Here is a 26,345-nt window from a genome sequence, read left to right on the forward strand (position 1 = left end):
TCTATTTCATGCCTGATACGTTTTTGACTGAATCCCGGTTGCAGGAGTTGCGTCAGCAGCTCAACTACCACAACTACCGCTATTACGTGCTGGATGATCCCAATATTCCCGATGCGGAGTACGATCGTCTGTACGCACAGCTGCAACAGCTCGAGCAACAACATCCGCACCTGATCAGCCCGGATTCCCCGACCCAGAGGGTGGGAGAGGCACCTCTGAGTGCTTTTGATCAGGTGGCCCATGAAGTGCCGATGCTGTCATTGGACAATGCCTTTGATGACGAAGAGCTGGAGGACTTCAATCGCCGCCTTCAGGACCGTTTGAAATCCACCGATGATATTGAGTTTGCCTGTGAACCCAAACTCGACGGCATCGCCATCAGTCTTCTGTATCGAGAGGGTCTGCTGGTAAGGGGGGCCACCCGTGGTGACGGCACCACCGGTGAGGACATCAGTCTCAATGTGCGGACGATTCCTTCGATTCCCTTGCGTCTTCTGGGCGAGGGGTTTCCACCGCTTCTGGAAGTTCGTGGCGAGATCTATATGCCCAAGAAGGGCTTTGACGAGCTTAACGACAAGGCCCGTAGCGCCGGTGAAAAGACCTTTGTGAATCCCCGTAATGCCGCCGCGGGCAGTTTGCGTCAGCTGGACCCAAAGATTACAGCGTCGCGGCCTCTGGAGATGTGTGCCTACAGCGTTGGTTGGAGCGAGGGCGGAGATTTGCCGGAGCGCCATACCGATGTATTGGAAGCGCTTCACGGGTGGGGATTTCTGATTAACCCGGAAATGAAAGCGGTGGCCAATATTCAGGGTTGTATCGACTACTACCGGGCACTGGCGCAGAAACGTGAGCAGTTGGCCTACGATATCGACGGTATTGTGTTTAAGGTCAATCACCGGGGGTTGCAGGAGCGTTTGGGGTTTGTTTCGCGGGCGCCCCGCTGGGCCATTGCCTACAAATTCCCCGCACAGGAAGAAATGACATTGCTCAAGGACGTGGAATTTCAGGTCGGGCGTACTGGTGCCATTACTCCCGTAGCACGCCTTGAGCCGGTGTTTGTAGGTGGTGTGACAGTTTCCAATGCCACTCTGCACAACCGCGACGAGATTGACCGCCTTGGTGTCAAGGTCAAAGACACGGTCATTGTCCGCCGTGCAGGGGATGTGATTCCCCAAGTCGTATCGGTGGTTAAGGCCAAACGCCCGACCGATGCGACCGAGATTGTATTCCCGGATCATTGCCCGGTTTGTGAATCTCCGGTTGAAACCTTGCCGGGCGAGGTGGTGGCCCGCTGCAGCGGCGGGTTGATCTGCGGGGCGCAACGCAAGGAAGCCATAAAACACTTTGTCTCCCGTAAAGCCCTCGATATTGATGGCCTCGGTGACAAACTGGTTGAGCAGCTGGTGGATGAAGGCCTGATCGATTCGGTGGCCGATCTCTATAAACTTGAGGCGGAAACCGTTGCCGGGCTTGAACGTATGGGAGCCAAATCCGCCGATAATCTGATTGCCGCTCTGGAGGCCAGCAAACAAACGTCACTGGACCGCTTTCTCTACGCGCTGGGTATCCGCGAAGTGGGGGAGGCTACTGCCAGGGGGTTGAGCCGTCACTTTGGCTCCCTTCCTGCGCTGATGGATGCCAGTGAAGAGCAGCTGCAAAAAGTTGATGATGTGGGGCCGGTGGTTGCGCATTTTGTCGCGGAATTTTTCCAGCAGCCTCACAATCTTGAGGCGGTGCAGGCGTTGCAGGACGCCGGTGTTTACTGGCCGGATGTCGAAGTTGAAGCTCGGGAAGAGCCTCTGGAAGGCAAGACCTATGTCGTTACGGGATCCTTTTCCACGATCAAACGCAACGACGCTAAAAAAATGCTGCAGGACCTGGGCGCCAAGGTGGCCGGTTCTGTATCCGCCAAGACCCATTGCGTGGTCGTCGGTGGCGGTGCCACCAATAATTCCAAATACGTCAAGGCGCAGGAGCTGGGTATCGATACCATGACCGAAGAACAATTGGTGGAGATGCTCGGGGAGTACGGTGTACTCGAAGTCTAAACGCCTTTTTATCCTTATCGGGTCATTGGCCGGTCTGATGCTGACGGGCTGTGCCAGTGCGCCGCCGCGGCATCTTGACAATATCTGCCATATCTTCGATGAGAAGAACGGTTGGTACGACGACGCCCGTAACGCGGAGAAAAAATGGGGATCTCCGATTTCTGTCATGATGGCCATTATGCATCAGGAATCCCGCTTCCAGTCCAAGGCCAAACCGCCGCGAACCAAAATTCTGTGGGTTATTCCGGGGCCGCGCAAGAGCAGCGCCTATGGTTATTCCCAGGCCAAGGATGCCACCTGGAACTGGTACAAAGACAAAGCAGGTCGCTGGGGCGCCGACCGTGACGAGTTTGACGATGCCATCGATTTTATTGGCTGGTATAACACCCAGAGCCGCAAGCTCAGTGGCATCAAACTCAATGACGCCTACCGCCTGTATCTGGCGTATCATGAAGGCCACGGTGGTTACAACCGGGGCAGCTATGGCTCCAAGGGCTGGCTCAAACAAGTGGCCAAAAAGGTGTCTGCCCGCGCAGCCACTTACCAGCGCCAACTCAAAGGTTGTCAGAAACGCTTGGAAAGCGACGGTTGGTGGTTTTTCTAGAGCCACTCTAAAATCAGTGCTGAGGCAAACTATGGATCAGGAATCAATTGTTTACGGTTGTATCAAGGACGTCTCACTGGTGGATGGAGAGTCCACGCGCCGACGGGTAAACCGCAAAGCCATGTTGGCACTGCCCAAAGCGGATGGCTGGCCATTCCTGTGCCAGGAAATGTTTGCCATTCCACAAATTGAAGTCGATCAGGCCAACTATCAAACCGAAGTCATGCATTTTGGCGCATCCTACAAAGCGGTGGAATACGAGTGGGAGCAGTGGATTCAGAAATTTGAAGAGTTACTGAGCCGTATGTACTGGGTATCCGCTACCGTGCATCTGGAGACGGAGTTGTCCGGTTCCCACACTTTTACCTGGGAATCCAACGGTGACTACCATGAGCCGGGCTCCGGGGATTTGCAGATTCGTTGTGAGTGGAGCCACGACGGTGTGCTGTCACTGTAGGGGCAGATCCAGGTAGAAATGATGCAAACAGTAATCCAATCTCTGTCCGAATACCCGCTGAAGAATATTCGCCTGGCGTTTTTTGATGTGGATGGGACCTTGTTGGGGCTGGATGGTCATTACACGGAACACCTGCGCCGCACAATTTTACACAGCCGTGAGCTGGGTATTAAAACCGCAATAGCTTCCGGGCGTCCAAAATTCGCCAGCGAATATTTGATTGAAGAGCTGCAACTCACCGATGCCGGAATGTTCTACACCGGAGCATTGTTGTTTGACCCCTCCAAGAACCTCACGCTTGAGCAGATTGTACTGGATACTCAGGTGGTTGAAGACGTAGTGGAAACGGCGCGGTCCATGGGGCTATACACCGAGCTATGTACGCGTGATGATTTCTATGTCGAAAGCATGCCGGAGGTGGGGCTGCGCCACAGTGAGCACCTGCGAGTAACACCGAAGATTCACAGCTTCGATTCCATACTGCAAAACGAGCCTGTGATTAAACTCCTGTTTGCAGTGACCTCACGCCCAGAGCACGATTTGCTGTTTAAGCTGGAATCAATGTTTCCTCAGCTGGTGTTTGCCTACGCCAAGCTGGCCGCGGAACCCCATTGGCTGTTTGTAAGTGTGATTGATGCCCATGCCTGCAAGGAGCGCGCGTTTCAGCAGCTACTGGATTACCACGACGTCAGTGCCGACCAGGTGGTGGCTTTTGGAGACGCTCATTCCGACATTCAATTTCTCCGCCAGGCGGGTCTGGGGATTGCCATGGGTAATGCCAATGCGGACGTTCAGGCGGTTGCCGACCTGGTGACATCACCGGTCTGGGAAGATGGTGTGGCGCTGGTGCTTGAAGAAATCAATGCCCGTCAAAGTGACTAATAATCTAACAGAACACCGGTATGTTTGGTAAAAAACGAAAACCTGCTACGGCACTCAGTATTGCCATGTTGTCCAGCGCCGCCTTTATTGCACTGGCAATTTACGGCTGGGATCTGCCCACGGAATCCGCGCTACGGTTCTTCTGGATGTCGGCAATTATGGTTGGCGGCATGATGATCGCGGCAGTGATCATGGTGCTCTTAATCAGATTGTTGCGTCGACTCAGTAGTCGAGATTGAAACCGTCCCAACTTGCGTGGAAAATAGCACCAAGCTTCCCAACCATCCATAATCTGCTGGAGTTGTTGTTCAATGACGGTGTTCGACAGTCACGTTCCGGTCGAGTATGTACGCTCGCTGTTGTCCACAGCGGCGGAGCAGGGCTGTGATGTCGATGGTTTGTTGGCGGATATGCACATCAGTCGTGCAGATATCGACGAGGGACGTTTCTTTTCCTCTGTAAAATACGGTCAGCTCTACCAGCGCATTATGTGGCTGATGCAGGACGAATGCTTCGGCATGATGGCCGGTGGCAAGGTTCGCTGGGGCTCATTCCGACTTATGTGCCTGACCCTGATCCAGACTGAAAACCTGCGCCAGGCCATTGTCAGGGCCGGTGAGTTCAGTGAAATCTGTCGTGGTTTTCAGATCCGCTCATCCCTTCACTACGAAGACGACGATTTGGTCTCTGTAAGAATGGCCGGCATTGAAGGCCTGCCCGAAGCCGATTTCGAGCAGTTGATGTCTCAGCAAAATGCCGACCGTATCCGCACCTCGCTGGCGGTTTGGCATCGCTTCCACTGCTGGCTGATCGGGCAGGAAATCCCCCTGGAGGCCATTAATTTTCGCTTTTGCTGCCCCGAGTCCTTTCGGGCCCTGGCCGAGTCATATCCCGCTCAAGTGCAATTTGATCAGGAATATAATGGGTTCAATTTCCATCGCCGTTACCTGGAAGAGCGTGTGATACAAAACCCTCAGACGCTGGATGAGTTTATCCGCATGGCGCCCTACCATCTGGTGATCAGCGACAGCACCCGCAGTACCCTCAAGTCCAAGGTACGCACGATACTGTCCAAAGATGTCAGCGATTCCATGCCAGGCGCCGAGCAGGTGGCTTCTCAGCTGAACCTGTCGGTCACCACCTTGCGACGTCATCTGCAGCAAGAGGGCACTTCATTCCAGAAGATCAAGGATGAGTGTCGCCTTGAGGCCGCTATCCATTATCTGGGGTGCAGAGATCTGACCAACAGCGTTATTTCGGAGCGGTTGGGATTTGACGAAACCAGTGCATTCTTTCGCGCGTTCAAGAAGTGGACAGGGCTGACGCCGGGCGAATACCGCAAACAAATGGCTGAATAGCCACTCCTTCCAGCATATCTTGCCTCTAAACTACCAGCCAGAACAAATATCCGGCTGTTTATTCTTATCCAATCTGTCGACCGGGCGGTCACTGCACGAAAATGTCCAGATGCTGCGCTATAGTCATATTTGTCATTGAATGTAGTCAAATTTGCCATTGAGGCAAATCGGCGAATTCGGGATTCTAGCGCTCACTCCCAATGGGACCCAAAACAACAGAACAGAGATAGAGGTTATCAGGATGGCTGACTACAAAGCGCCCTTACGTGATATTCAATTCACCATGTACGAACTGCTGGACTATGAGCAGCACTGGCAATCTCTGCCTAAGTTCGCGGAGACTGGCTCCGACATCGCCAACGCAATCGTTGAGGAAAACGCCAAATTCTGCGAAAACGTTCTGGCTCCCCTCAACCAATCTGGTGACGAAGAAGGCTGCAAGTGGGATGACGGTGTCGTGACCACGCCAAAAGGCTTCAAAGAAGCTTATGCGCAGTACGTAGAAGCAGGATGGCCTTCCATGACCAGTGACGTTGAATACGGCGGCCAGGGCCTGCCTCCGTCACTGGGTCTGATCCTCAACGAAATGGTGGGTTCTGCCAACTGGTCCTGGGGAATGTATCCCGGTCTGTCTCACGGTGCCATGAACACCATCGAAGCTCACGGTACCGAAGAGCAGAAGCAGACTTACCTGACCAAGCTGATCAGCGGTGAGTGGACCGGCACCATGTGTCTGACCGAGCCACATTGTGGTACTGACCTGGGCATGCTGCGAACCAAAGCTGAGCCTAACGCCGACGGTTCTTACTCCGTATCCGGCACCAAGATCTTTATTTCCGCTGGTGATCACGACATGGCGGAGAATATTGTTCATATCGTTCTGGCGCGCCTGCCGGATGCTCCAGCCGGCACCAAGGGTATCTCCCTGTTTATCGTGCCCAAGTTCAATGTCGCAGAAGATGGCACTGTGGCCGATCAAAACGGTGTTTCCTGCGGCTCCATCGAGCATAAGATGGGCATTAAGGCCAGCGCCACCTGTGTGATGAACTTCGACAACGCCAAGGGGTATCTGATTGGGCCTCCGAACCGGGGTCTGAACTGCATGTTCACCTTTATGAACACGGCTCGCCTGGGTACAGCCCTTCAGGGTGTTGCTCACGCTGAGCTGGGTTTCCAAAAGTCTCTGGACTACGCCCGTGATCGTCTGCAAATGCGCTCTCTGAGCGGCGTCAAGAATCCTGAAGGCCCTGCCGATCCTATTATCGTTCACCCCGACGTACGTCGCATGCTGTTGACCCAAAAGGCATTTGCCGAAGGTGGCCGTATGCTGATGGCCTACTGCGGCAAGTTGGTTGACGTAATTTCCAGCGCAGACGAAGAAGAAGCCAAGATTGCCGATGACAAACTGGCGTTCCTGACACCTATCGCCAAGGCGTTTCTGACGGAAGTGGGTTTTGAAGCCGCCAACCACGGTGTTCAGTGCTTCGGCGGTCACGGCTTCATCTCCGAGTGGGGCGCTGAGCAGAACGTACGCGACTGCCGTATCTCCATGTTGTATGAAGGCACCACTGGTGTGCAGGCGCTGGATCTTCTGGGTCGTAAAGTACTCATGACTCAGGGCGAAATCATGAAGCCTTTCACTAAAGAGATTCACAAGTTCTGCCAGGCCAATGAAGGCAATCCGTTAGTGTCCAAGCTGGCTGAATTGAATAAGCAGTGGGGCGAGCTGACCATGAAGGTGGGTATGGCCGCCATGGAGAACCCGGATGAGGTAGGTGCTGCATCTGTGGATTACCTGATGTTCTCCGGTTATGTGACTCTGGCGTATTTCTGGGCGCTGGCTGCCATTAAGGCTCAGGCTGCAATTGATGAAGGCCAGGGTGATGCGAACTTCTACACTGCCAAGGTTCAATGTGCGCAGTTCTACTTCGCGCGTCTGCTTCCACGTACTGAGACTCTGGCTACCACTATGACCTCAGGTGCCGATAGCCTGATGGATATGGATGCCGAGCACTTTGCGTTCTAATTGGCTTTGACGTCTGATTTGAACCAATGACTGCGTTAAGGAACGTATTTCTCCAGGCTCGTGACCGCTTTGACCGCAAAGCGGCCGAGGGCCTGGAAGCCTGCATCCAGTTCTCCATCCCCGACGCCGGGGATTGCTACCTGACGATCACCACCAGCAATTGTCAATTGCACGACGGTGTGGCGAAGGCTCCGACGTCAACGCTGGTCATGGATCAACAGACCTTGATTGATATTCTCAATGGTTCTCTTAATGCCATGCAGGCGTTTATGTTTGGCCGTATCCGAGTCGAAGGCAATGTGAAGCATGCGACTCGGTTGGTCGAGTTGTTTCCTATTGATGAGAAGGTTTAGTTTATTTCGGCGATTCATCATTGGCCGATGGGTCAGATTCATAAACTTCTAAGTGAATCGTCGTTTTTTGCACATGAGAGAGTAATATTCCTGCCTGGGAGGGATAATGGATACGAGTAATCTGCACACGGTGCCGGAAGTTTTCCTGGCCGCTTTTAAAACCTACCGCGATCGTCCCGCTTTTACCTGCCTGGGGCAAACTCTGACTTACGGCGATATTGATCAGTACAGCGCCCAGTTCGCCAGTTATCTGCAGCATCATACCAGTCTCAAGCCCGGTGATCGGGTGGCCGTGCAGTTGGCAAACATTCTGCAGTACCCGGTAGCTCTCTACGGCATTTTACGCGCGGGTATGACACTGGTGAACACCAATCCGTTGTATACAGAGCGCGAAGTGGAGCACCAGTTAAATGACTCCGGTGCCAAGGCGCTGGTGGTGATGGCCAATGTTGCCAGCACGGCGGCAGCGGTAATTCGCAATACCAGTGTTGAGCAGGTGATTGTGACGGAAGCGGCGGACCTGCACGGTTTCCCCAAGCGTCCGATCATTAATTTTGTGGCCAAGCACATCAAGAAAATGGTGCCCCCGTTCTCTTTCCCGAATCAGGTTTCTTTCCGCAAGGCACTGAGTCTGGGGGCTGTGGTAGCGCCGACAGATATGATGGCGAAGCCCGAAGACGTTGCAGTGTTGCAATACACCGGTGGTACAACGGGTGTTGCCAAAGGTGCGATGTTGACCCATCACAATCTGGTTTCGAATATGAAGCAGATGGATGATCGTTTGGGAGAGCGTGTGCAGCCGGGGCAGGAGGTGTTTATTGCACCTTTGCCGCTTTACCATATCTACGCCTTTACGCTGCATTGCATGATGATGACGAGTACCGGCAATCACAGTATTTTGATTCCCAATCCGAGGGATCTGGACAGCTTGGTGGCTGCGATTAAACCCTATCAGCTGACAGGCTTTGTCGGGCTGAACACGTTGTTTAATGGCTTGTGTCATCACGAAGGGTTCCGCAACCTGGATTTCTCCAAGCTGAAGACGACGGCTTCCGGTGGCATGGCACTTACCACGGACGTGGGTAATCTGTGGGAAAAAACCACGGGTTGCGTGGCGGCTGAGGGTTACGGAATGACAGAGACGTCTCCGGTGATTTCTACCAGTCCGGCGGATGATATCCGTGCGGGCACCGTAGGTATGCCGGTTAAGGATACTGAGGTCAAGGTGGTGGACGAGGAAGGTAATGCTCTTCCCAATGGCGAGCCTGGTGAGTTGTTGGTTCGCGGGCCACAGGTGATGAAGGGGTATTGGCAGCGTCCTGAGGCGACGGCTGAGGTTCTCTCCGAGGATGGCTGGCTGAATACCGGTGACATGGCGGTCATTGACGACGACGGTTACATTAAGATTGTGGACCGTAAGAAGGATATGATTATTGTCTCCGGTTTTAATGTGTACCCGAATGAGATTGAAGATGAGGTGTGTAAGCATCCCGGTGTTTTAGAGGCAGCCGCCATTGGCGTTGAGGATGCCAAGACCGGTGAGGCGGTTAAGTTGTTTGTGGTTAAGAGTGATGCGGCGTTAACCCGTGAGGATGTGGTGGCGTTCTGTCGCAAGCAGATGACGGCTTATAAGATACCTCGTCAGATTGAGTTCCGTGAGGAATTGCCCAAGTCGAATGTGGGTAAGATTCTGCGTCGGGAGTTGAAGGCTGAAGAGGAAGCCAAGGCAGGTAGTAAAGCGGCCTAAACCTATTGATTTAAGTCGCTCCTGAGATACGATCGAGATTGGATTTATTCTGGCATGCTTGTGCCATTTCCGGAAGTCGCGCACCGGGCCTGACCTTTGAGCTTTGAATTCCGTATGGAGTAAACCCATCGCGCTCAGAGCGCGCTCTTACAGGAGGTTGAAGAACCCTGTAAGAGCCGGCTCTGAGAGCCTGCCCCGCCTTATCGGGTACGGCGATTGCGCTCGAAGAGCGCACACATCTATTTGCGTTTATGGCGCAAAAGAGAAATTCCCAACAGTTCTGTACCCAATTTGCTTCGAAGCGTTCTGAAGCGGCTTTTTATAATCTCTCCACTTCTATTACGCTCAACATATCCCCGGTTCGCCGCCAACGTATATTAAACCCCATTAACTGCATACCGTAGATACGTTCAGGGTCACGATGGTAAGCAGGTTGTGGCTGCTGGCTCAACACCTGTTCAATCAACTCCTTAAGCTGAGGATAGCGCCCGGCCTGTTGGTGTAGCTGGGCTAATGCCGCTTCACTGAAACTGATCTGATTGAGCGTTGCTGGGCTCTCATCAGCATAATCACCGGAAGCGTCCTGGATGGCATCGGCGTAGGGAATATAGGGTTTGATATCGAGAATCGGGGTCTGATCGAGAAGATCAACGCCCTTGACGTGAATCTGCCAACGGGACCCTTTTTTTTCGATACTCTCAAGCTCTACCACAGACAATCCAATAGGATTCGGGCGAAAGGGGCTGCGGCTGGCAAAGACCCCGATGCGCTGATTGCCTCCTAGCCGCGGCGGCCGCACCGTGGGTTTCCACTGTTCTCGCATCGCCTCGTGAAACACGAAGACCAGCCACAGGTGCGAAAAACCATCCAGGCCGCGGAGAATTTCCTCCCGGTTGCAGTCAGCTCTCAGCGAGATCACGCCCCGCGCAGCGGTGACCAGCCCCGGTTGGCGGGGAATGGCAAATTTTTCGGGATAGGGCGTGGCAATTGTGCCAATGGGGTCAAACTGGTAGCTCATGACGCTCGGCTCGCAGCAGGTGCCAACTAAGTAACGGGGGCAATGGGAGCGATAGGTGCCTGATTGAGTTGCAGATTACCGTCTGTTTCTGCCTGCAGCCACCAAAGGTGGTCATGCCAATCGCCCAGTACGATTCTTTCCGCACTTTCACCGGCGATTTGCAATGGATGTCGGTCGGGCCGGTGGGTGTGGCCATGGATCATGAGCCGCACAGAGACCCGCTCCATATTGCCAACAACTTCCTCCTGGGTGACGTCCATGATGTCCTCAGCCTTCATGCTGTTCATGCTCTTGCTTTGGGCCCGGAGCTGACGGGCGATCTCACGTCGCGCTTCAATAGGCTGAGCGAGCAGGTTTTGCTGCCATTCAGGCGAGCGGGCCTGGGCTCGAAAAGCCATATATTCTGTATCTTTGGTGCATAGGCTGTCACCGTGCGTCAACAGGGTGGGGCGGCCATAGAGATCTATCACGGTGGGATCAGCCAGCAATTGGGCACCACATTCGGCGGCGAAATCCTCTCCCATCAGAAAGTCCCGGTTACCCACCATCATAAACAAGTTGCCGCCACTATCCGTGTACTGGCGAAGCTGCCGGACAATCAGTTGGTTGAATTCTGAACGATCATCGTCGCCGATCCAGACTTCAAAAAAATCCCCCAGAATATACAGCGACTCAGCGCCTGGGGCCTGGATTTCCATAAAACGGACAAAGGCGGAGGTAACGTCAGGACGGCTGGCGTCCAAATGGAGGTCGGAGATAAACAGGGTGGTCATGGAACGGCCGGATTGGAAAAAGCGGGTGGCCCTGCGGCGGCATCAGATTACGGCGCCGCAGGCGCCTGATTTGGACACGGAAAAGGGGCTTAGCCTTCAACCGTTACCTTTTCAATGGTCACAGGATCGACCGGAACGTCTTGATGGCCGGCCTTCATGGTGGTTTTGACGCCCTTGATCTGGTCAACCACCTCTGTGCCTTCTACCACTTTACCGAATACGCAGTAACCCCAGCCCTGGCTGTTTTTGCCGGTATGGTTGAGGAAACCATTGTCTTTTACATTGATGAAAAACTGCGCAGTAGCGCTGTGGGGGTCCATGGTACGGGCCATGGCGATGGTGTAGCAATCATTGGTGAGGCCATTGTCGGCCTCGTTTTCAATGGTGTCGCGGGTGTCTTTCTGGTCCATGTCCTCAGTAAAACCACCCCCCTGGATCATAAAACCGTCAATCACGCGGTGGAAAATGGTGCCTGCGTAGAAACCGTCTTCGGCGTACTGCTTGAAGTTGGCGGCAGTTTTCGGGGCCTTGTCAAAGTCCAGCTCCAGTTTGATATCGCCGAAATTGGTGTGCAAAGTGATCATTTTGAACTCCCTGGTTCGTGTTCAGGTACTTTTCGAAAAATAGTGATGTGCCTTGTGGCCCCTGGCAGCGCCAAAAATCTTTGTTTTTTAGGTGCTTAGAGCACGTCGAGGCGGCTATAATACACGATTTTTCAGCCTAAGTATGAAGTATGGACCACTCCCGCCCGGGCCGCGACAATCCGTCGATGAAAGACGCTTTGGGCCGGTTTGTTGGGAAGACACCGTATTTGGGCAAAACACAGTATTAAGCAGCATTAACCGGATTGATCGACCAGCATGAGCGACACACCCTCCAAGCCACTGAATTTTCTCGAACAAATTATCACCAGGGATCTGGACGGCGGTATCACCAGTAAGGTGATCACCCGCTTCCCGCCGGAGCCTAACGGCCACCTTCACATTGGCCACGCCAAGTCCATCTGTCTGAACTTCGGGCTGGCCGAGCGTTTTGGTGGCGAGTGCAACCTGCGCTTTGACGACACCAACCCGGAGAAAGAAGAGCAGGAATATGTGGATGCCATCAAGCGGGATGTCAGCTGGCTGGGATTTAACTGGGCCGGTGAGGTTCGCTACGCCTCGGACTACTTCGACCAGTTTTACGAATGGGCGCTGCACCTGATCCGTGAAGGCAAGGCCTATGTTTGCCATCTCTCGGCGGAAGAGACCAAAGAATATCGTGGCTGGGCCACCAAGCCAGGTAAGGACAGCCCTTATCGCGAACGCTCTGTGGCAGAGAATCTGGCGGAATTTGAAAAAATGCGTGCCGGCGAATACGACGAAGGCCAGTGTGTGTTGCGGGCCAAGATCGATATGGCCAGCCCCAATATGAACATGCGCGACCCTATGCTGTACCGGATTCGCAAGCAGAGCCACCATCAGACGGGTGACAAGTGGTGCATTTACCCCACTTATGACTTCGCTCACGGCCAGGAAGACGCCATTGAGGGCGTCACGCACTCTATCTGTACCCTGGAGTTTGCCGATCACCGTCCGCTCTACGAGTGGTTTATCGATAACCTGCCGGTGCCCGCAGAACCCCGTCAGTACGAATTTGCCCGCCTGGAGCTCAATTATACGGTGACCTCCAAGCGCAAGCTCAAGCAGCTGGTGGACGAAGGCCATGTCGATGGCTGGAATGACCCCCGCATGCCCACCATCTCCGGCATGCGCCGTCGCGGCTATACACCGGCCTCCCTGCGCACCTTCTGTGAGATGATTGGCGTCACCAAATCCGGCAGCACGATTGATGTAGGCCAGCTGGAATACTGCGTGCGTGATGATCTCAACAACAATGCGCCCCGTGCCATGTGCGTGCTGGATCCGATAAAAGTGGTTGTCCAGAATTTTGACGAAGCTGATTTCAGTGGTGCGATGGTGCAGCCGGCGCACCCCAACAAGCCGGAGCTCGGCGAGCGCGAACTGCCATTTGGCCGGGAGCTCTATATCGACCGCGCGGATTTCTCTGAAGACACCACCCTGTCCCGCAAGAAATTCAAGCGACTGGTGATGGGCGAATACGTACGTTTGCGCGGCGCTTATGTGATTAAGGCGGAAGAAGCCGTTAAAGACAGCGATGGCAATATTACCGAGTTGCGAGTCAGCCTGGTACCGGGCACGGTTGGCGAAAACCCGCCAGAAGGCATCAAGCCCCGCGGTGTGATCCACTGGGTAAATGCGGAAGACTGCTTGGATTGTGAAGTGCGGCTGTACGACCGCCTCTTTAACGACGCGGCCCCGGACGCCGGCGACAAAAACTACCTCGATGCCATCAATCCCGAGTCACTGCGTATTCTCAGTGGCTGCAAGGCTGAGAAAGGCCTGGCCCAGGCACAGCCGGAGCAGGGTTTTCAGTTTGAGCGTGAAGGTTACTTTTGCCTCGACAGTCAATACAGCAGCGATGACAAACTGGTGTTTAACCGCACCATCGGATTGAAAGACAATTGGGGCAAGAGCGTATGACACTCCAGGTATATAACACCCAGACCCGCCAGAAAGAGGCGTTTGAACCGCTGGAGCCCGGCAAGGTCAAGATGTACGTCTGTGGCCCCACAGTGTACAACCTGGTACATATCGGCAATGCCCGTCCTGTGGTTGTGTTTGATACGCTGTTCCGGGTATTGCAGAGCGAGTACGACGAGGTTACTTACGCCCGTAACATTACCGATATTGACGATAAAATCATGAAAGCGGCGGCGGAAAACGGTGAGCCCATTTCGCAGCTGGCATCGCGTTATGCGAAGGAGTTCGAGGCCGATATGTCACAGCTGAACAACCTTCAGCCGACCATCGTGCCCTATGCCACCGACCACCTGCCTCAGATGATCAGCATGGTTCAACGGTTGATCGACAAGGGTCACGCCTATGAGGCCGAAGGCCATGTCTTGTTTGCGGTACAGTCCATGGAGGATTACGGCAAACTCTCCAATCGTTCTCTGGAGGACATGCTGGATGGAGCACGTGTCGAAGTGGCGCCCTACAAAAAGTATGCCGGCGATTTCGTGCTGTGGAAACCCTCCACCGGAAACGAACCCGGCTGGGACAGTCCCTGGGGCCGCGGCCGGCCGGGCTGGCATCTGGAGTGTTCGGCCATGATCGAGGCGCACCTGGGTGAGACCATCGATATTCATGGCGGTGGGCGCGATCTGGTGTTCCCGCACCACGAAAACGAAACCGCCCAGAGCTGCTGTGCCCACGATGGCAAACAGTATGTGCGTTACTGGATGCACAACGGCTACATCAATATTGGCGGCGAGAAGATGTCCAAATCCCTGGGCAATTTCCGCACGGTTCGGGAGTTGCTGAGCCAGTACCGTGGCGAGGTGATCCGCTGTGCACTGCTGTCAGCCCAGTACCGCTCCGAGATGGATTTCTCCACCGATCTGCTGGAAGAAACCAAAGCCCGCCTGGATGCCTTTTACGGTGCCCTGCGCGACGCCGGTGACATAGCCACCGTTGATGTGGATATCAAATCAGAACCGTTTTACGCCGCACTGCTCGACGATCTCAATACGCCGGTTGCGTTTGGTGAGCTGCGTCAGATAGCCCGTGATCTGAACAAAGCAGATGACGGGGACAAGCCCAAATACAAGTCGCTGTTGCTGAAAGCCGGCGAACTTCTGGGTTTGTTGCAGCAGGATCCGGAGCAGTGGTTTACCGATGCCGGTGCAGACGGTATCAGCGCGGAAGAGGTTGAAGCCCTGATCGCCGAGCGTGTGCAGGCCAAGCTGGACAAAAACTACGGCCGCGCCGATGAAATCCGGGAAGAATTAAAGGTCCAGGGAGTTGTGCTAGAAGATTCCCGCGAGGGCACCAAGTGGAGACGTGAATAATTCATGAGTATTGAAGACCGCAAACGGGGCGAAGCAGTTCGCCGTGAAGTCATGAGCGATGAGTTTGTCGACCGCGCGTTAAACAACGCCACCGACTTCGACCAACCGCTCCAGGATCTGGTGATGGAAAACGCCTGGGGTGGCCCCTGGACCCGCGACGATCTGCCGCGCAGTACCCGCAGCCTGGTCACCATTGCCATGCTGATTGCGTTAAAAGCGCCCAATGAACTAAAAGGTCATGTTCGCGGCGCGCTTCGCAACGGTGCCACCAAGGAAGAAATCCGCGCGGTAATTTTGCAGGCGACAGCTTATTGTGGTTTTCCCGCGGCTATCGACGCCATGCGTGCCGCACGGGAAGTGATCGACAATTGGGAAGACTGATGCCATGACCGCAACGATTACCCCAGAATTTCGTTTTCGCCGCCTGCGCCGCACGTCAGTGCTTCGGGATTTGGTGCGTCAACATCGCATAACCACTGATGATCTGATTCTGCCGCTGTTTATCGAAGAGGACATTACCGAGCCGGTTCCCATCAGCAGCATGCCAGGCGTTGTTCGCTATCCGGAAAGCCAGCTGACAGAAGTGGTACAGAGGGCCTGGAACAAAGGCATAAAAGCCGTACTCTTGTTTGGGGTTTCCACCCACAAAGACAACGTTGGTTCCGATACCTGGGACGACAACGGACTGATGGCCCGCTGCATCCGCACGGCAAAAGCGGCACAGCCCGAAATGGTGGTGATCAGCGATAATTGTTTCTGTGAATATACCGACCACGGCCATTGTGGCGTGCTCTGTGAAGGCTCCCACGAGGGCATGGATGTCGACAACGATCCGACATTGGCCAATCTGCAAAAACAGGCACTGGTGGCTGCACGTGCCGGTGTGGATATGATTGCACCATCGACCATGATTGACGGCATGGTGGCGGCCATTCGCCAGGCATTGGACGAAGAGGGCTATAACCATCTGCCCATTATGTCCTATTCGACCAAGTTCGCCTCAGCGTTCTACGGGCCATTCCGGGATGCCGTCGACAGCACCTTCAAAGGCACCCGTTCCACCTACCAGATGGACCCCGCCAATGCCCGCGAGGCCCTGGCCGAATCCGTGCTGGATGAATTGGAAGGCGCTGATATCCTGATGGTAAAACCGGGTTTGGCTTATCTGGATGTTATCGCCAGTATTCGAGCCAACTGTGATCGGCCACTGGCCGTGTATCACGTCAGTGGTGAATATGCCATGATCAAGGCTGGCGCGGCAGCCGGTGTTATTGATGAAGAAGCCATCGTTATGGAAACCATGCTGGCTTTCAAACGTGCGGGATGTGATTTGATCATTACGTATTTCGCTGAACAGATTGCCGACTGGCTCAATGCGTGAAAATATTCGATGGAATCGGTGATAAATTTAACAACAACAAGGAAAACCCCATGAAAAAACTGATGTTTGCTGTATCCGCTCTGTTCATGTTGAATGCCTGTGCCCCTGAAGTAGGCAGCGACGCCTGGTGTGCCGACCTCAAGGAAAAGCCCAAAGGTGACTGGACCGCTAACGAAGCCACAGATTTTGCAAAGCACTGCGTGTTCAAATAGAGCACAGTATCCTTAACTATCGATCTGCGTAATTAAATATATTCCATGAAGAAGTATTTGGGTGTCCTCTGTCTGCTGCTCTTTGCCTGCGCCTCCATTTTTGTGGGCTTGTCCATCATCGAGGGTGGCGGTGACACCCAGCTCCAAGGGGAGGCCTGGTGTGATGCCATGGTCGAGAAACCCAACCAGGAATGGACCGACGCTGAAACCCGAAGCTTCGCCAGAACCTGTCTGTACGAATAACGCTCCATGTTTTTTACCCAGGAACGTCAGCAGTTCTTTAAACCGCTGACCGGCAAGTACCGCGAGGTGTTGGTGGAGTGCCTGAGGCTGCTCTACCAGCGCTTGTACACGGACTTGACGGATTTTGGCCATGTGCGCGATCGCGAGCAATTGGTGGAAATCTTCCAGGAAGCCATCGCCCGGGCACCCGTGTTGGATGCCGAGCCGGAAACGGAGGAGGAGGGGCGCTTTAAAAACCAGCGCGAACTGGCTGGCTTCGTTATCAATACGTTGCTGGACTACGGTTGGCTGGAAAAACAGGTGGACGAAGCCAGCTTGCAGAGCACCTTCGCCTTTACCAAGGTCGGTCGACTGTTTACCCAACCATTTATCGAAAACGATCAGGGACGGTTTCGCACCCGAAATCGCAATACCCGTAATACCCGTAACAGTTTACAGGCATTTTTGGAGCAGGGCGAAGTCCACGATCTGTTGGATGCCTATGAATACTCCGAACGTATCATCAGCGACTTTACCGACGTTATTGCTGAGCTGGAGGAGCGTAAGCGATTGCTGGTTCGAGAGGTGGAAGCGCGGGAACTGATCGTGCAGGCCAGCGACGAGTTTTTCGAATTTATGGAAAACACCTTTAAGCCTGATCTCGAAGTGAGACTGTCAGCAGACAGCGTGGAAAAGTACCGCGATCAGATCGAAACCCTGATCCGCCAGATACGGCGAAAACGTAAGTACGGTGGCGAAGCTGAAGACCGGGATCGGGATTGGCGGGCGGTGATGGAACAGCGATTACGACGATTGCTGCCGGGCAGCGTCGTCCAGGGGCAATCGATACTGGAAAACCTGCTGACCGGTATTGAGGAGCGCCTGCGCAGTGCCTGCGAAGGTATGCTGCCGGCGTTGCGTCGATCATTGAATAACTTTACCCAGCGGGCCGATATCATCATGCGTCAGCTGAGTTATATCCACGCCCAAGGCGACGACGGATTGCTAGAGACCTGTCGCTTACTGAGCGAACAACCGCAACAGCAACAAGACCGACGTCTGTGCTTGGCGGGAGAGCAACTGGCCAGTCTCAACATGGGTTATCTGGACCCAAGTCAGATTCAGCTGCGTCAACGCAGTGGTAAACGGGTGGTGAACAGCCGTGTCGAGGATGAACGCCAGGTCGATAAGAATGCCCGGCGAGAGCTGTTTATCCAGCAGGCCCTGGATAACGCCTTCAGCATTCAGTCCGGGGATATTCGCGGATATGTGATTGATGCTTTGAAACAGACCGGTCGCATCAATAGCCGCCACCTGCCGATCAATGATGCCAGGCAGCTACTGGCAGCAGCCCACAGCATCGCAGTCGCCTCGGCTGACAACCGCTCCAGCGAATATCGCCTTATGGTCACGGCGGCGAGCGCGGATAGCAATGGTGCACAATGGCTGCCCCTCGATGCCCGTGTACGGGATGAACTCTTTTTTACCAGTCGCGACGAATTCATCATTGAGTTAGTCGAATCGGAGGCGAGCGCGCTTGACTAAATTGCAACAATTGGTGGCTGAGCATCTGCAAGAAGAAAACCTGCAGCTTGATGACTGGCGGGAATTGATCACGCGCCTGCTGGATTACGGCGTTCTGTGCCGCGATGAAAGTCAGGTTGAGGCCGAGCTTTATGACCGGTTCCTGCGTGTTGAAACACTTGTTGACGATTATCTGTCATTGATGGGGGTCCGCCTCCATCACGACAATCGCTTTCAGTACCTGCGACTCATACCACCCGGCGCGCGGGTTCCGGGGCTTGATGATGAAACTGATACACCTTTCAATGGTGGCCTGCGCACGCGCCTGGGTCAGCATGAAGTGGCTGTATTGTTGGCACTCCGGGCGCAGTACGATAACAGCCTGCGTGAAGGGCAGGTGGATGAAAGCGGGTGCGTGGCACTGTCGCTGGAGTCACTGGCGCTGGGACTAAAAAATCTGTTGGGCCGATCCTTGCCGGAATACCTGCAGGACCGTAAACAGGTATTTAGCCGATTGCGGCAATTGCGGGTTATTCGATTTGGTGGGGATGCCGATCTGGCCAGCGCCGACACCTGGATTAAAGTGCGCCCGATGATCCTGCATCTGGTGGACGCCGAGCTTATCAGTGATCTTGGCGATGACCTTGAAGGAGACGAATTTGAGGGGCGGGCGCCTGTCATTGATGATCCTGTTGCATCGGCAGTCGATCCAGCCGCATCAAATGATCCCGTGGAGGCACTCGTTGCCGAAGCCGGCCCCTCCGTGTTTGATGTTGAATAGAGACGCGAACCTTGTACCTGAAGAAATTTATCTACGTTAATTGGGGCAACATTCCTCACGCGGAGTTTGAATTCGGACCGGTGAACCTGTTTGCAGGTGGCAATGGTTCCGGCAAGACCACGGCGGCCGATGCGCTGCAAACCGTGATGACGGCCGCTCATGATAACCTGTTTCATTTCAATCCCGGTCAGGATGAATCGACCCAAAGGGGCCGAGGTGGTAAGCAGGTGCGTACACTGGCCTCTTATGTATTAGGTTGTGACGACGGGGCCTATGCCCGTCCGGATTCCTGCCAGGGTTATCTGGCCGCCGTATTTGAAGCCACCCCCGGTGAAGACAGCGACGGCTTTACGGCCTTGCTGTCCATGAGCGCTTATGTAGAGGGCAAAAACCAACAGCGGGTGGCACGCCTTAATCAAATGGAATTCTTTGTGCTTCCCGATGTACGCCTGGCCCTGGGTGATTTGGTCAAGGAGGATCGAGGCGGACGCTATGTGATACCGGGTGAACACATTTACAAACAGCTGCGCAGCCAGTTCGGAGCCGCGCAAGTGGAGCGCTACGAAAAGAAAAAGGGTTATCTGAGCCGTCTCTATGGCATTCTGCGCGGACGCCGAGAAGCGGTATCCGAACGGGAGGCGTTAAACGCCGCAAGGGCTTTCTCGCGCTTTATGGCCTATAAACCCATTCAGGGTATCGATGAATTTGTTGCCTCAGAAGTCTTGGAGCCCAAAGATCTCGGTGAGGCTATCCGCGACGTATCGGCGATGCTTAAACGCATTCACTCGATGGAAACCGATGCCCGTAGCCTGCGCGAATCCAGCCAGCGATTGTGGCAGGCCAATCAAAAAGCCAGCCATTTTATTGATCAGTGGCTGGAGCAACAGGTTCTGGATTACAGTCTTGCCAAACGTCGCTACAGCGAAATCCAAAATCATTATCTGCGTGAAAAGCATCAGCAACAGGTGTTGCGGGACCGATTGCAGAGTAACCTGCGAGACAAACAGCTGGCCGAGCAGCGTCGGCGGGAGATGCGGCAGCGGCTGATGGAGCTGGAGCTGGCTCGTCTGCAGGTGCCTGCATTGAGGGATAAAGATCAGCTCGAAAAAGACATCGAAGAGCTTGATGCCTCGATCCGCCATTCAGTGCCTGCGCTGCTCTCCCAGCACCAGCAACTCCAAACCAATAGAAGTGGTGCATCGCAGATACTCCACGCGCTGCAACAGACGTCCCTGTGCCTCTCCATCCCTGCATTGGGGGAGAAAGCGTTACTTAAGGCGGCGCAATCGTTATCCCGGGAAATGCCATCGGTGGATTTTCAGTCCCTGTTCAATCAGGACTGGATCGATATTTCGCCGCTGGAAAACCACCTCGATGAAGCACTGGGTCTGCAACAAAACCATAATCTTTTTGTCGGGTTGTGGTCGCTTACTGAATCCGGCGATCTCTCTTTACGTGATCAACTGGCTCGAGAACGGGATCATCGCAGCCAAAATGCGGATCGCATCAAAAAGCAGCTTCACAGCCTCGACGCAGATGTGCGGCAACTGCGGCAATACAAAGCGGTTTATCCGGGCTATGTACGACAGGCTTTGCAGGCGCTGCAGCAAAAATTACCCGAAGCAGATGCCCGTGTACTTTGTGATTACATCGAGATAGTGGACGAGCGCTGGCAAAATGCGATTGAAGGTTATATTGGTGGATCTCGATTTGGTATTCTCGTGGCCCCGGAATATGAAGCAGAGGCGATCGCCCTGGTTCGCGGCCTTGGCAAGGGTAATCGCGCCCGGGTCATCCAGGGCCAGAAGGCCATGAGGGACGCAGAAAAACTCTCACAACTGCCTGCCGACTCCATTGTCAACGCCATGGAATTCCAACACGCCACTGCCAAGGCCTATATTACCGCCAGTTTTGGTCAGGTACAGAGGGTTGACAGCGCAGAACAGTTGCGCGTAACCCGCCGCGGCATCACTGTAGACGCGATGGGATCGGGCAGTTACGCCATGTTCCGCTGTGATCTTCAGGATACGGATCTGGTTTTTGGTCAGGCGGCGCGAGACAAAGCCCTGGCCGCTACCGAGCAAGAACTCGAGCAGTTGCAGCGGGAATGGCGGGACGCCTCAGATCAGGCCAACGAATGCCAGCTGTTATTACAGGCGGTGGACCAGCTAAAAAGTGTGAATTACGCCGATGAGTTGACTCAACTGTTGACCTGGCAGCGCAAGCTGCTAAATGTTGAACAGAGTCTGAAGCAGCTGGATTTTTCCGATTTTGAGCAATTGGAAGCTGAGCTTGAACAGCTTAAAGACAGCGAGCAGGATCAGGAACAAAAGCTCTCGGAGTTGTCAGATCAGGAAGTCGAGCTGCGTGCCGAACTGAAGCAAGTGGACAAGAAGTGCCTGCAACTGAACGAAGAGCAGGACCTTAATCTGGAACAGGTTGATACAGCCGAAGACAATTTGCGAGGCCTCGCCACACTGTGGGCGGAGTTTGACCCGGAGCAGACTCTTATTCAGGCTGATCAACACATTGACTTACATGGTATCGATTACTTTGAACGCTCAAGCGAAACCCTGAGCGGTGAACTCAACAGTCTGCTGCACAGTTTGAAAGGATTGGTGCTGGAACACAATCAACATTGTAATGGCGCAGATGCACTGGCACTGGAGCTGGACTTCACCAAAAGTCTTGGTCGAACCAATTTCCAGACTGTATGTGACCTGAATCGTCAGTTAGATGGTCTATACAACCGCTACAAGAACAACGTTCTGGCACAAAGGCTCGAACAACTGGAATCCCTAAAGCAGAGTTTTGATAACGCCTTTGTCACCAACCTCTGCCACTCGATCTATCAGGCGATTCAGGACGGTGAACAAACCTTAAAAACGCTTAACCGGGAACTGACAAACCATCGCTTCGGAGCCGATCGGGAAAGCTATGAATTTGGCTGGAACTGGATACCCGAATTCAAGGACTACTGGCAGTTTTTTAAGGCAGTGATCGACAATCCCAGTCTCGGCGATGGAGACACGCTGTTTGAGATGAAACTGTCGAGCAAGCATCAGGACGTACGCACCCGTCTGATGAACCTGTTGCTTGATGAGGATGAAGCCAAAGCGCTGCGGGAGCTGACGCGAATCGCCGACTATCGCAACTACCGTCGCTACGAGATTTACAAAAAGCCGGAAGGCAAACCGCCTATTGCCCTCAGCCAATATGGCACCGGCAGCGGCGGCCAGCTGGAGACGCCGGCCTACATCATTCGCAGTGCCGCCATTACATCCGCCTTTCGATTCAATGAGGGAAAGACTCATTTACGCATGGTGCTGGTGGATGAAGCTTTCTCTAAGATGGATGAGCACCGCTCCAAAGAGGTGATCAACTATTTGACGGAGAGCCTGGGATTGCAGTTGATGTTTATCATGCCGTCGAGCAAATGTGGTCCCTTTATGGATCTGATCAGCAACCAGTTTGTCTTCAGCAAAGTGCCCACCCAGCATCCGGTGGGAGAGCTGAATACCCGCGTACTGGTGGACCGGCAGCAGTGCGACAAGGACAAAATTGCCGAGCTGATGGCCAACCACCGGCGCACAATCAGGCAGCAGGCATCACTCGATTTTCTCGATGAAGTGGAAGCCTGAAACCCTTAACCCCGAAATTGATAGAATTATGACTGAGGTAAATATAACTATGGAACCGGCAACCAGCGACCGTTGGCAGGCGGCATTTTTCAAGCTCCGGTCCAACAAAGCGTTTGAACTGTTTGTTATCGGCATTATTGTTTTTTCCGCTTTGGTCATCGGTGTCAAAACCTATCCGCTGCCGGAGACACTGGTGCAAGTGGTCGGCGTGCTGGACTGGATGATCACTCTGATCTTTCTGGTAGAGATTGTCATTCGATTTCTGGGCGAACCGGAAAAGAAGCGTTTTTTTCGCAGCGGTTGGAACGTGTTTGATACCCTTATCGTGGTGGTCAGTTTGATCCCGATTGAAGATACCGAAATGGCGTTGATCGGGCGCCTGATCCGTATTTTCCGGGTGTTGCGAATGGTTTCGATCATTCCCGAGCTGCGGATGCTGCTCAACTCACTGCTCAAAGCGTTACCCCAGCTCGGTTACGTGATGCTGATGATGTTTATCATTTTCTATATCTACGCAGCCATTGGCAGTACCTTCTTCGCCAGCATCAACTCCGAGCTTTGGGGCGATATAGCGCTGAGCTTGCTGACCCTGTTCCGGGTGATGACGTTTGAAGACTGGACCGACGTCATGTACGAAACCATGGCGGTGTATCCCTTTAGCTGGGCCTACTACCTGACTTTTATCTTTTTTACCGCCTTCGCCTTTCTCAATATGGTGATTGGTATTGTGGTCAACGTACTTGAAGAAGAGCACCAGCGGATGGCCGCAGAGGAGGCAGAGGCCGCAGGGGAGCCAACCCTCAAGGATCTGCAACAGGAAATTCAAGAACTCAAGCAGCTGCTGCAAAGCCAAGCAGCTGCTCAGAAGTAATATCAACGCAAGAAAGAACAGACGGGTAAGAACATCCCCCCGATGCTGCCTTCATGGCAACGACGGGGGGTAAGTTTTTTATTGCGCACGTTTATTAACTGCGTGCGTCTTTGTTGCCCTGGACCCTTGCCAGAGCGCTACTGGGGTTACTGCACCGGAATGGTTCTCGCCGTGCGTAACTGCTCCGTGCCGTCGTAGGGCAGCGAAACGGTCAACACGCCATCCTTGTAGCTGGCATCATTCTCGGTTTTCTTCAGACGGTGGCCGGTCAGAGTGATACGTCGCTCAAATTTGCCAAACGCCATTTCCCGGGTGATATCCCGACTGGCGTGTAACCTTTCTTCCGGCATGCGTTTTTCACCGCTGATAATCAGTTCATTGCCATCGACGGATATACAGATCGATGATGCTTCCATGCCTGGGATTTCCATGGAAACCATCAGTACGTCATCCACTTCGTACATGTCCACGGGGATCAGCCCCCACTGACTGTGCTTAGCCTTGTTATTGCCTTGCGCTTCTTCCTCCGTGGATTCTTCGAAAGGCTCAAAGGGTACAAGTGCGTGATTGTTTCTCTGTTCCAAATGGTGGAGCTGGTCAGCCAAGTGGTGCCAGGCATGTTGGGCTTCATCACGGAAACGTTGGTAAAGTTCCTGTGCCTTCATTGGTATTCCTCCTCAGACTGATTGCGTGAGGCTTACAGCTGCTCATTAAGGATAGCCGCAATAGGAGGAGGGCAGCCCGGCCCCTTTGGACGATATGCTTATTAGCCGGGTCTGGGTTATGGCCGTCAGCGCTAAGAGAAGATGGAGCCAGAAGGATCAGTTTGTTGTATCGACATAAATCCAGCGTTTACCTTGTCGCGTCATACGGTGTTGCGGACCCTGTAGACTCAAGTCTCCAGTGGTGTAGGAGATATCTTCCTTGTAGAGAGTGGTGACCGTACCGTCATGCTTTACCATCAATGGTGAGATATCCGGCATCTCCCGTTGTTTGGCCATGGTGATCGCCTCATCAGCACTCTGACAGCGATTGAGCTCCGTCAGAGTACGATAGGTCGGGGGTAAGACAACCAGTTCGCCGTTATCGTGTTCGGTAAGTGCCTGAGCGGGCGTTAACCAGCGAAATTCCACAATTTCGCCATCATCCACGGTCACCGGTTGGTTTTCTGTTAACTCAGCCAGCAGAAAACGAGTGGAGAAGCGCCGGTTATATTGGGTCGCCGGTGTGGTCCAATGGGAATAGGTGACCAGGTTGTCGGCATCCAGCTGGATGCCCGTTTCTTCGAGGCACTCCCGCAGGGCCGCGCGTCGGGCAGCGCGATTAAAGGCATCGTCACCCTTATCCAGCGAGGACGCGGTTACGCCCGCGTCGGTATCGTCATCATCGATGCGTCCTCCGGGAAATACCCAGGCCCCGCCAGCAAACTTTACTGCTTTGGCACGCAGCAGGAGTAACACCTCAAGTCCCGCAGGGGTGTTACGCAAAAGAATAACGGTAGCCGCAGGCTCCGGGTTTTGAATTGAGGGCTCTTGTTTATGAGCTGAGGGCTCTTGTTTATTAGCTGAGGGCTCTCCAGAATCCGTCATGGTTGATTCTCGGTTGGCTGATTGAGCAGGCGAACCTCGCGCTGCGGGAAGGGTATATCGATTCCGTTCTCGGTCAGAGTCTTGAATACCAGCTGATTGAGCTGGTAGAGGTTCTCATAATATCTTTGGGTGGGCAGCCACAGCCGCATGCCGATATTGATGCTGCTGTCGGCAAAGGTTTCGATGCCGATGGCCGGCTGCTTTTGTTTGTCGAACAAATCTGTTGCGCAAACGGCGTTCTTGATCAGTTCAATCGCTCGCATGGGATCCTCGTGGTAGGCAATTCCGATGCTGATCTCTGCCAGAGTGTTCTTAAATGAGTTGTGAATGATCTCGCCAATGATGTGTTTGTTAGGGATAGTGATGCGAACATCATCTTCATTGCTGAGCACTGTGTATGCCAGGTGTACTTCTTCAACCTGTCCGGAAACCCCTTGCACCTGGATGGTGTCACCAACCACAAACGGCCGTGTAAGAATAATATTCAGACCGGCGCTATAGTTGGAAAGCAGCCCCTGAACCGCCAGGCCCGCACCCAGGGAGATGGCACCCACAGCGGCCAAAAAGGGCGTCACACTAATACCGACTTTACCCAGGGCGATAATCGCCACCATAATCACCACAATAATGCGGGCAGTGGCGGCAATAAAACGGCTCAGTGTGATATCGAGGTTCTTGCGTTCACAAAGCGCCAGCACCATATTGCCCACTTTGCGGGCCACAATGATGCCAATAATCAGAATCAGCAGGGCGCCCAATATCTGGAAGCTGTAGTTTACGAAAAACTCGACCACCATTTGGTAGATGGCGGCGGCTTGTTCTAACTCTTTGCCGATATTCTCTTCCATTGCGAAATTCCTTGGCTTTAGCGGATAGATCTTTTCCTAGAGTTTATCACTGCACCGGGCGATTGCCTGTTTTTTGTTGGGGGCTACTTGCCTCACC

General features: G+C 53.8%; 25 protein-coding genes. 19 read left to right on the forward strand and 6 right to left on the reverse strand.

What is annotated here, in order from left to right; genetic code table 11:
- The first annotated feature begins 8 nt into the window (after window positions 1-8).
- The 9 genes from ligA (at window position 9) to HBA55_RS29175 (ending at window position 9,475) form a co-directional block, all read left to right on the forward strand.
- On the forward strand, window positions 9-2,048 hold the full coding sequence (gene ligA / locus HBA55_RS29135; RefSeq protein WP_166998775.1) for an NAD-dependent DNA ligase LigA: 2,040 nt from the start codon (window positions 9-11) through the stop codon (window positions 2,046-2,048).
- Between the two features lie 37 nt (window positions 2,049-2,085).
- A complete protein-coding gene (locus HBA55_RS29140) occupies window positions 2,086-2,652 on the forward strand; it encodes a transglycosylase SLT domain-containing protein (protein ID WP_166999150.1) in 567 nt (188 codons plus the stop codon).
- Between the two features lie 31 nt (window positions 2,653-2,683).
- Entirely contained in the window at window positions 2,684-3,109 is a 426-nt protein-coding gene (locus tag HBA55_RS29145; protein WP_166998776.1) for a hypothetical protein, read from the forward strand.
- Window positions 3,110-3,130: 21 nt separating this feature from the next.
- The gene (locus HBA55_RS29150) at window positions 3,131-3,991 is read left to right on the forward strand and encodes an HAD family hydrolase (protein WP_166998778.1); all 861 of its coding nucleotides are present in this window, start codon (window positions 3,131-3,133) and stop codon (window positions 3,989-3,991) included.
- Window positions 3,992-4,011: 20 nt separating this feature from the next.
- Window positions 4,012-4,230: a hypothetical protein gene (locus HBA55_RS29155; RefSeq protein ID WP_166998780.1), complete on the forward strand. Its 219-nt coding sequence runs from the start codon at window positions 4,012-4,014 to the stop codon at window positions 4,228-4,230.
- Between the two features lie 72 nt (window positions 4,231-4,302).
- Window positions 4,303-5,349, forward strand: a complete 1,047-nt coding sequence (locus tag HBA55_RS29160; RefSeq protein ID WP_166998782.1) for a helix-turn-helix domain-containing protein — start codon at window positions 4,303-4,305, stop codon at window positions 5,347-5,349.
- Window positions 5,350-5,590: 241 nt separating this feature from the next.
- Window positions 5,591-7,375 (forward strand): acyl-CoA dehydrogenase C-terminal domain-containing protein, encoded by a 1,785-nt coding sequence (locus HBA55_RS29165; RefSeq protein ID WP_166998784.1) that lies wholly within the window; start codon window positions 5,591-5,593, stop codon window positions 7,373-7,375.
- A 26-nt stretch (window positions 7,376-7,401) separates the two neighbouring features.
- The gene (locus HBA55_RS29170; RefSeq protein WP_166998786.1) at window positions 7,402-7,728 is read left to right on the forward strand and encodes an SCP2 sterol-binding domain-containing protein; all 327 of its coding nucleotides are present in this window, start codon (window positions 7,402-7,404) and stop codon (window positions 7,726-7,728) included.
- A gap of 106 nt (window positions 7,729-7,834) precedes the next feature.
- On the forward strand, window positions 7,835-9,475 hold the full coding sequence (locus HBA55_RS29175) for an AMP-binding protein (RefSeq protein ID WP_166998788.1): 1,641 nt from the start codon (window positions 7,835-7,837) through the stop codon (window positions 9,473-9,475).
- Between the two features lie 319 nt (window positions 9,476-9,794).
- Here the strand turns inward: HBA55_RS29175 and tsaA are convergent, their stop codons facing one another.
- The 3 genes from tsaA to HBA55_RS29190 form a co-directional block, all read right to left on the reverse strand.
- A complete protein-coding gene (gene tsaA / locus HBA55_RS29180; RefSeq protein ID WP_166998790.1) occupies window positions 9,795-10,493 on the reverse strand; it encodes a tRNA (N6-threonylcarbamoyladenosine(37)-N6)-methyltransferase TrmO in 699 nt (232 codons plus the stop codon).
- A 26-nt stretch (window positions 10,494-10,519) separates the two neighbouring features.
- Window positions 10,520-11,266 (reverse strand): UDP-2,3-diacylglucosamine diphosphatase, encoded by a 747-nt coding sequence (locus HBA55_RS29185; protein WP_166998795.1) that lies wholly within the window; start codon window positions 11,264-11,266, stop codon window positions 10,520-10,522.
- A gap of 89 nt (window positions 11,267-11,355) precedes the next feature.
- Window positions 11,356-11,850, reverse strand: a complete 495-nt coding sequence (locus HBA55_RS29190) for a peptidylprolyl isomerase (protein WP_166998797.1) — start codon at window positions 11,848-11,850, stop codon at window positions 11,356-11,358.
- 276 nt (window positions 11,851-12,126) lie between these two features.
- On the opposite strand from HBA55_RS29190, the gene HBA55_RS29195 reads away from it, so the two are divergent.
- The 10 genes from HBA55_RS29195 to HBA55_RS29240 are packed head-to-tail and all read left to right on the forward strand — an operon-like array spanning window position 12,127 to window position 23,811.
- Window positions 12,127-13,809 (forward strand): glutamine--tRNA ligase/YqeY domain fusion protein, encoded by a 1,683-nt coding sequence (locus HBA55_RS29195; RefSeq protein WP_166998799.1) that lies wholly within the window; start codon window positions 12,127-12,129, stop codon window positions 13,807-13,809.
- Window positions 13,806-15,179, forward strand: coding sequence for a cysteine--tRNA ligase (gene cysS, locus HBA55_RS29200; RefSeq protein ID WP_166998801.1), 1,374 nt, complete (start codon window positions 13,806-13,808; stop codon window positions 15,177-15,179). Before HBA55_RS29195 ends, cysS begins: the two co-directional genes overlap by 4 nt.
- Before the next feature lie 3 nt (window positions 15,180-15,182).
- Window positions 15,183-15,560 carry a carboxymuconolactone decarboxylase family protein gene (locus HBA55_RS29205; protein ID WP_166998803.1) on the forward strand — a complete coding sequence of 126 codons (378 nt, stop codon included), beginning with the start codon at window positions 15,183-15,185 and terminating at the stop codon, window positions 15,558-15,560.
- Between the two features lie 4 nt (window positions 15,561-15,564).
- A complete protein-coding gene (gene hemB, locus HBA55_RS29210) occupies window positions 15,565-16,560 on the forward strand; it encodes a porphobilinogen synthase (RefSeq protein ID WP_166998814.1) in 996 nt (331 codons plus the stop codon).
- 50 nt (window positions 16,561-16,610) lie between these two features.
- Window positions 16,611-16,772, forward strand: coding sequence for a DUF3012 domain-containing protein (locus tag HBA55_RS29215; protein WP_166998816.1), 162 nt, complete (start codon window positions 16,611-16,613; stop codon window positions 16,770-16,772).
- A gap of 45 nt (window positions 16,773-16,817) precedes the next feature.
- The gene (locus HBA55_RS29220; RefSeq protein ID WP_166998819.1) at window positions 16,818-17,015 is read left to right on the forward strand and encodes a DUF3012 domain-containing protein; all 198 of its coding nucleotides are present in this window, start codon (window positions 16,818-16,820) and stop codon (window positions 17,013-17,015) included.
- A gap of 6 nt (window positions 17,016-17,021) precedes the next feature.
- Window positions 17,022-18,539: a Wadjet anti-phage system protein JetA family protein gene (locus HBA55_RS29225; RefSeq protein ID WP_166998820.1), complete on the forward strand. Its 1,518-nt coding sequence runs from the start codon at window positions 17,022-17,024 to the stop codon at window positions 18,537-18,539.
- The gene (locus HBA55_RS29230; RefSeq protein WP_206020026.1) at window positions 18,532-19,299 is read left to right on the forward strand and encodes a DUF4194 domain-containing protein; all 768 of its coding nucleotides are present in this window, start codon (window positions 18,532-18,534) and stop codon (window positions 19,297-19,299) included. Before HBA55_RS29225 ends, HBA55_RS29230 begins: the two co-directional genes overlap by 8 nt.
- Before the next feature lie 11 nt (window positions 19,300-19,310).
- Window positions 19,311-22,940 carry an ATP-binding protein gene (locus HBA55_RS29235; RefSeq protein ID WP_166998822.1) on the forward strand — a complete coding sequence of 1,210 codons (3,630 nt, stop codon included), beginning with the start codon at window positions 19,311-19,313 and terminating at the stop codon, window positions 22,938-22,940.
- Between the two features lie 49 nt (window positions 22,941-22,989).
- The gene (locus tag HBA55_RS29240; RefSeq protein ID WP_206020027.1) at window positions 22,990-23,811 is read left to right on the forward strand and encodes an ion transporter; all 822 of its coding nucleotides are present in this window, start codon (window positions 22,990-22,992) and stop codon (window positions 23,809-23,811) included.
- 146 nt (window positions 23,812-23,957) lie between these two features.
- Here the strand turns inward: HBA55_RS29240 and HBA55_RS29245 are convergent, their stop codons facing one another.
- The 3 genes from HBA55_RS29245 to HBA55_RS29255 all read right to left on the reverse strand — a co-directional run bounded on the left by HBA55_RS29245 (window position 23,958) and on the right by HBA55_RS29255 (window position 26,248).
- On the reverse strand, window positions 23,958-24,476 hold the full coding sequence (locus HBA55_RS29245) for an Hsp20/alpha crystallin family protein (protein WP_166998826.1): 519 nt from the start codon (window positions 24,474-24,476) through the stop codon (window positions 23,958-23,960).
- A gap of 156 nt (window positions 24,477-24,632) precedes the next feature.
- Window positions 24,633-25,400: an NUDIX hydrolase gene (locus HBA55_RS29250; protein WP_166998828.1), complete on the reverse strand. Its 768-nt coding sequence runs from the start codon at window positions 25,398-25,400 to the stop codon at window positions 24,633-24,635.
- Window positions 25,397-26,248: a mechanosensitive ion channel family protein gene (locus HBA55_RS29255; RefSeq protein ID WP_166998830.1), complete on the reverse strand. Its 852-nt coding sequence runs from the start codon at window positions 26,246-26,248 to the stop codon at window positions 25,397-25,399. The genes HBA55_RS29250 and HBA55_RS29255 overlap by 4 nt, the downstream gene beginning before the upstream one ends.
- Window positions 26,249-26,345 lie beyond the last annotated feature (97 nt).

Source organism: Pseudomaricurvus alkylphenolicus (assembly GCF_011683955.1).
Taxonomy (GTDB): domain Bacteria; phylum Pseudomonadota; class Gammaproteobacteria; order Pseudomonadales; family Cellvibrionaceae; genus Pseudomaricurvus; species Pseudomaricurvus alkylphenolicus.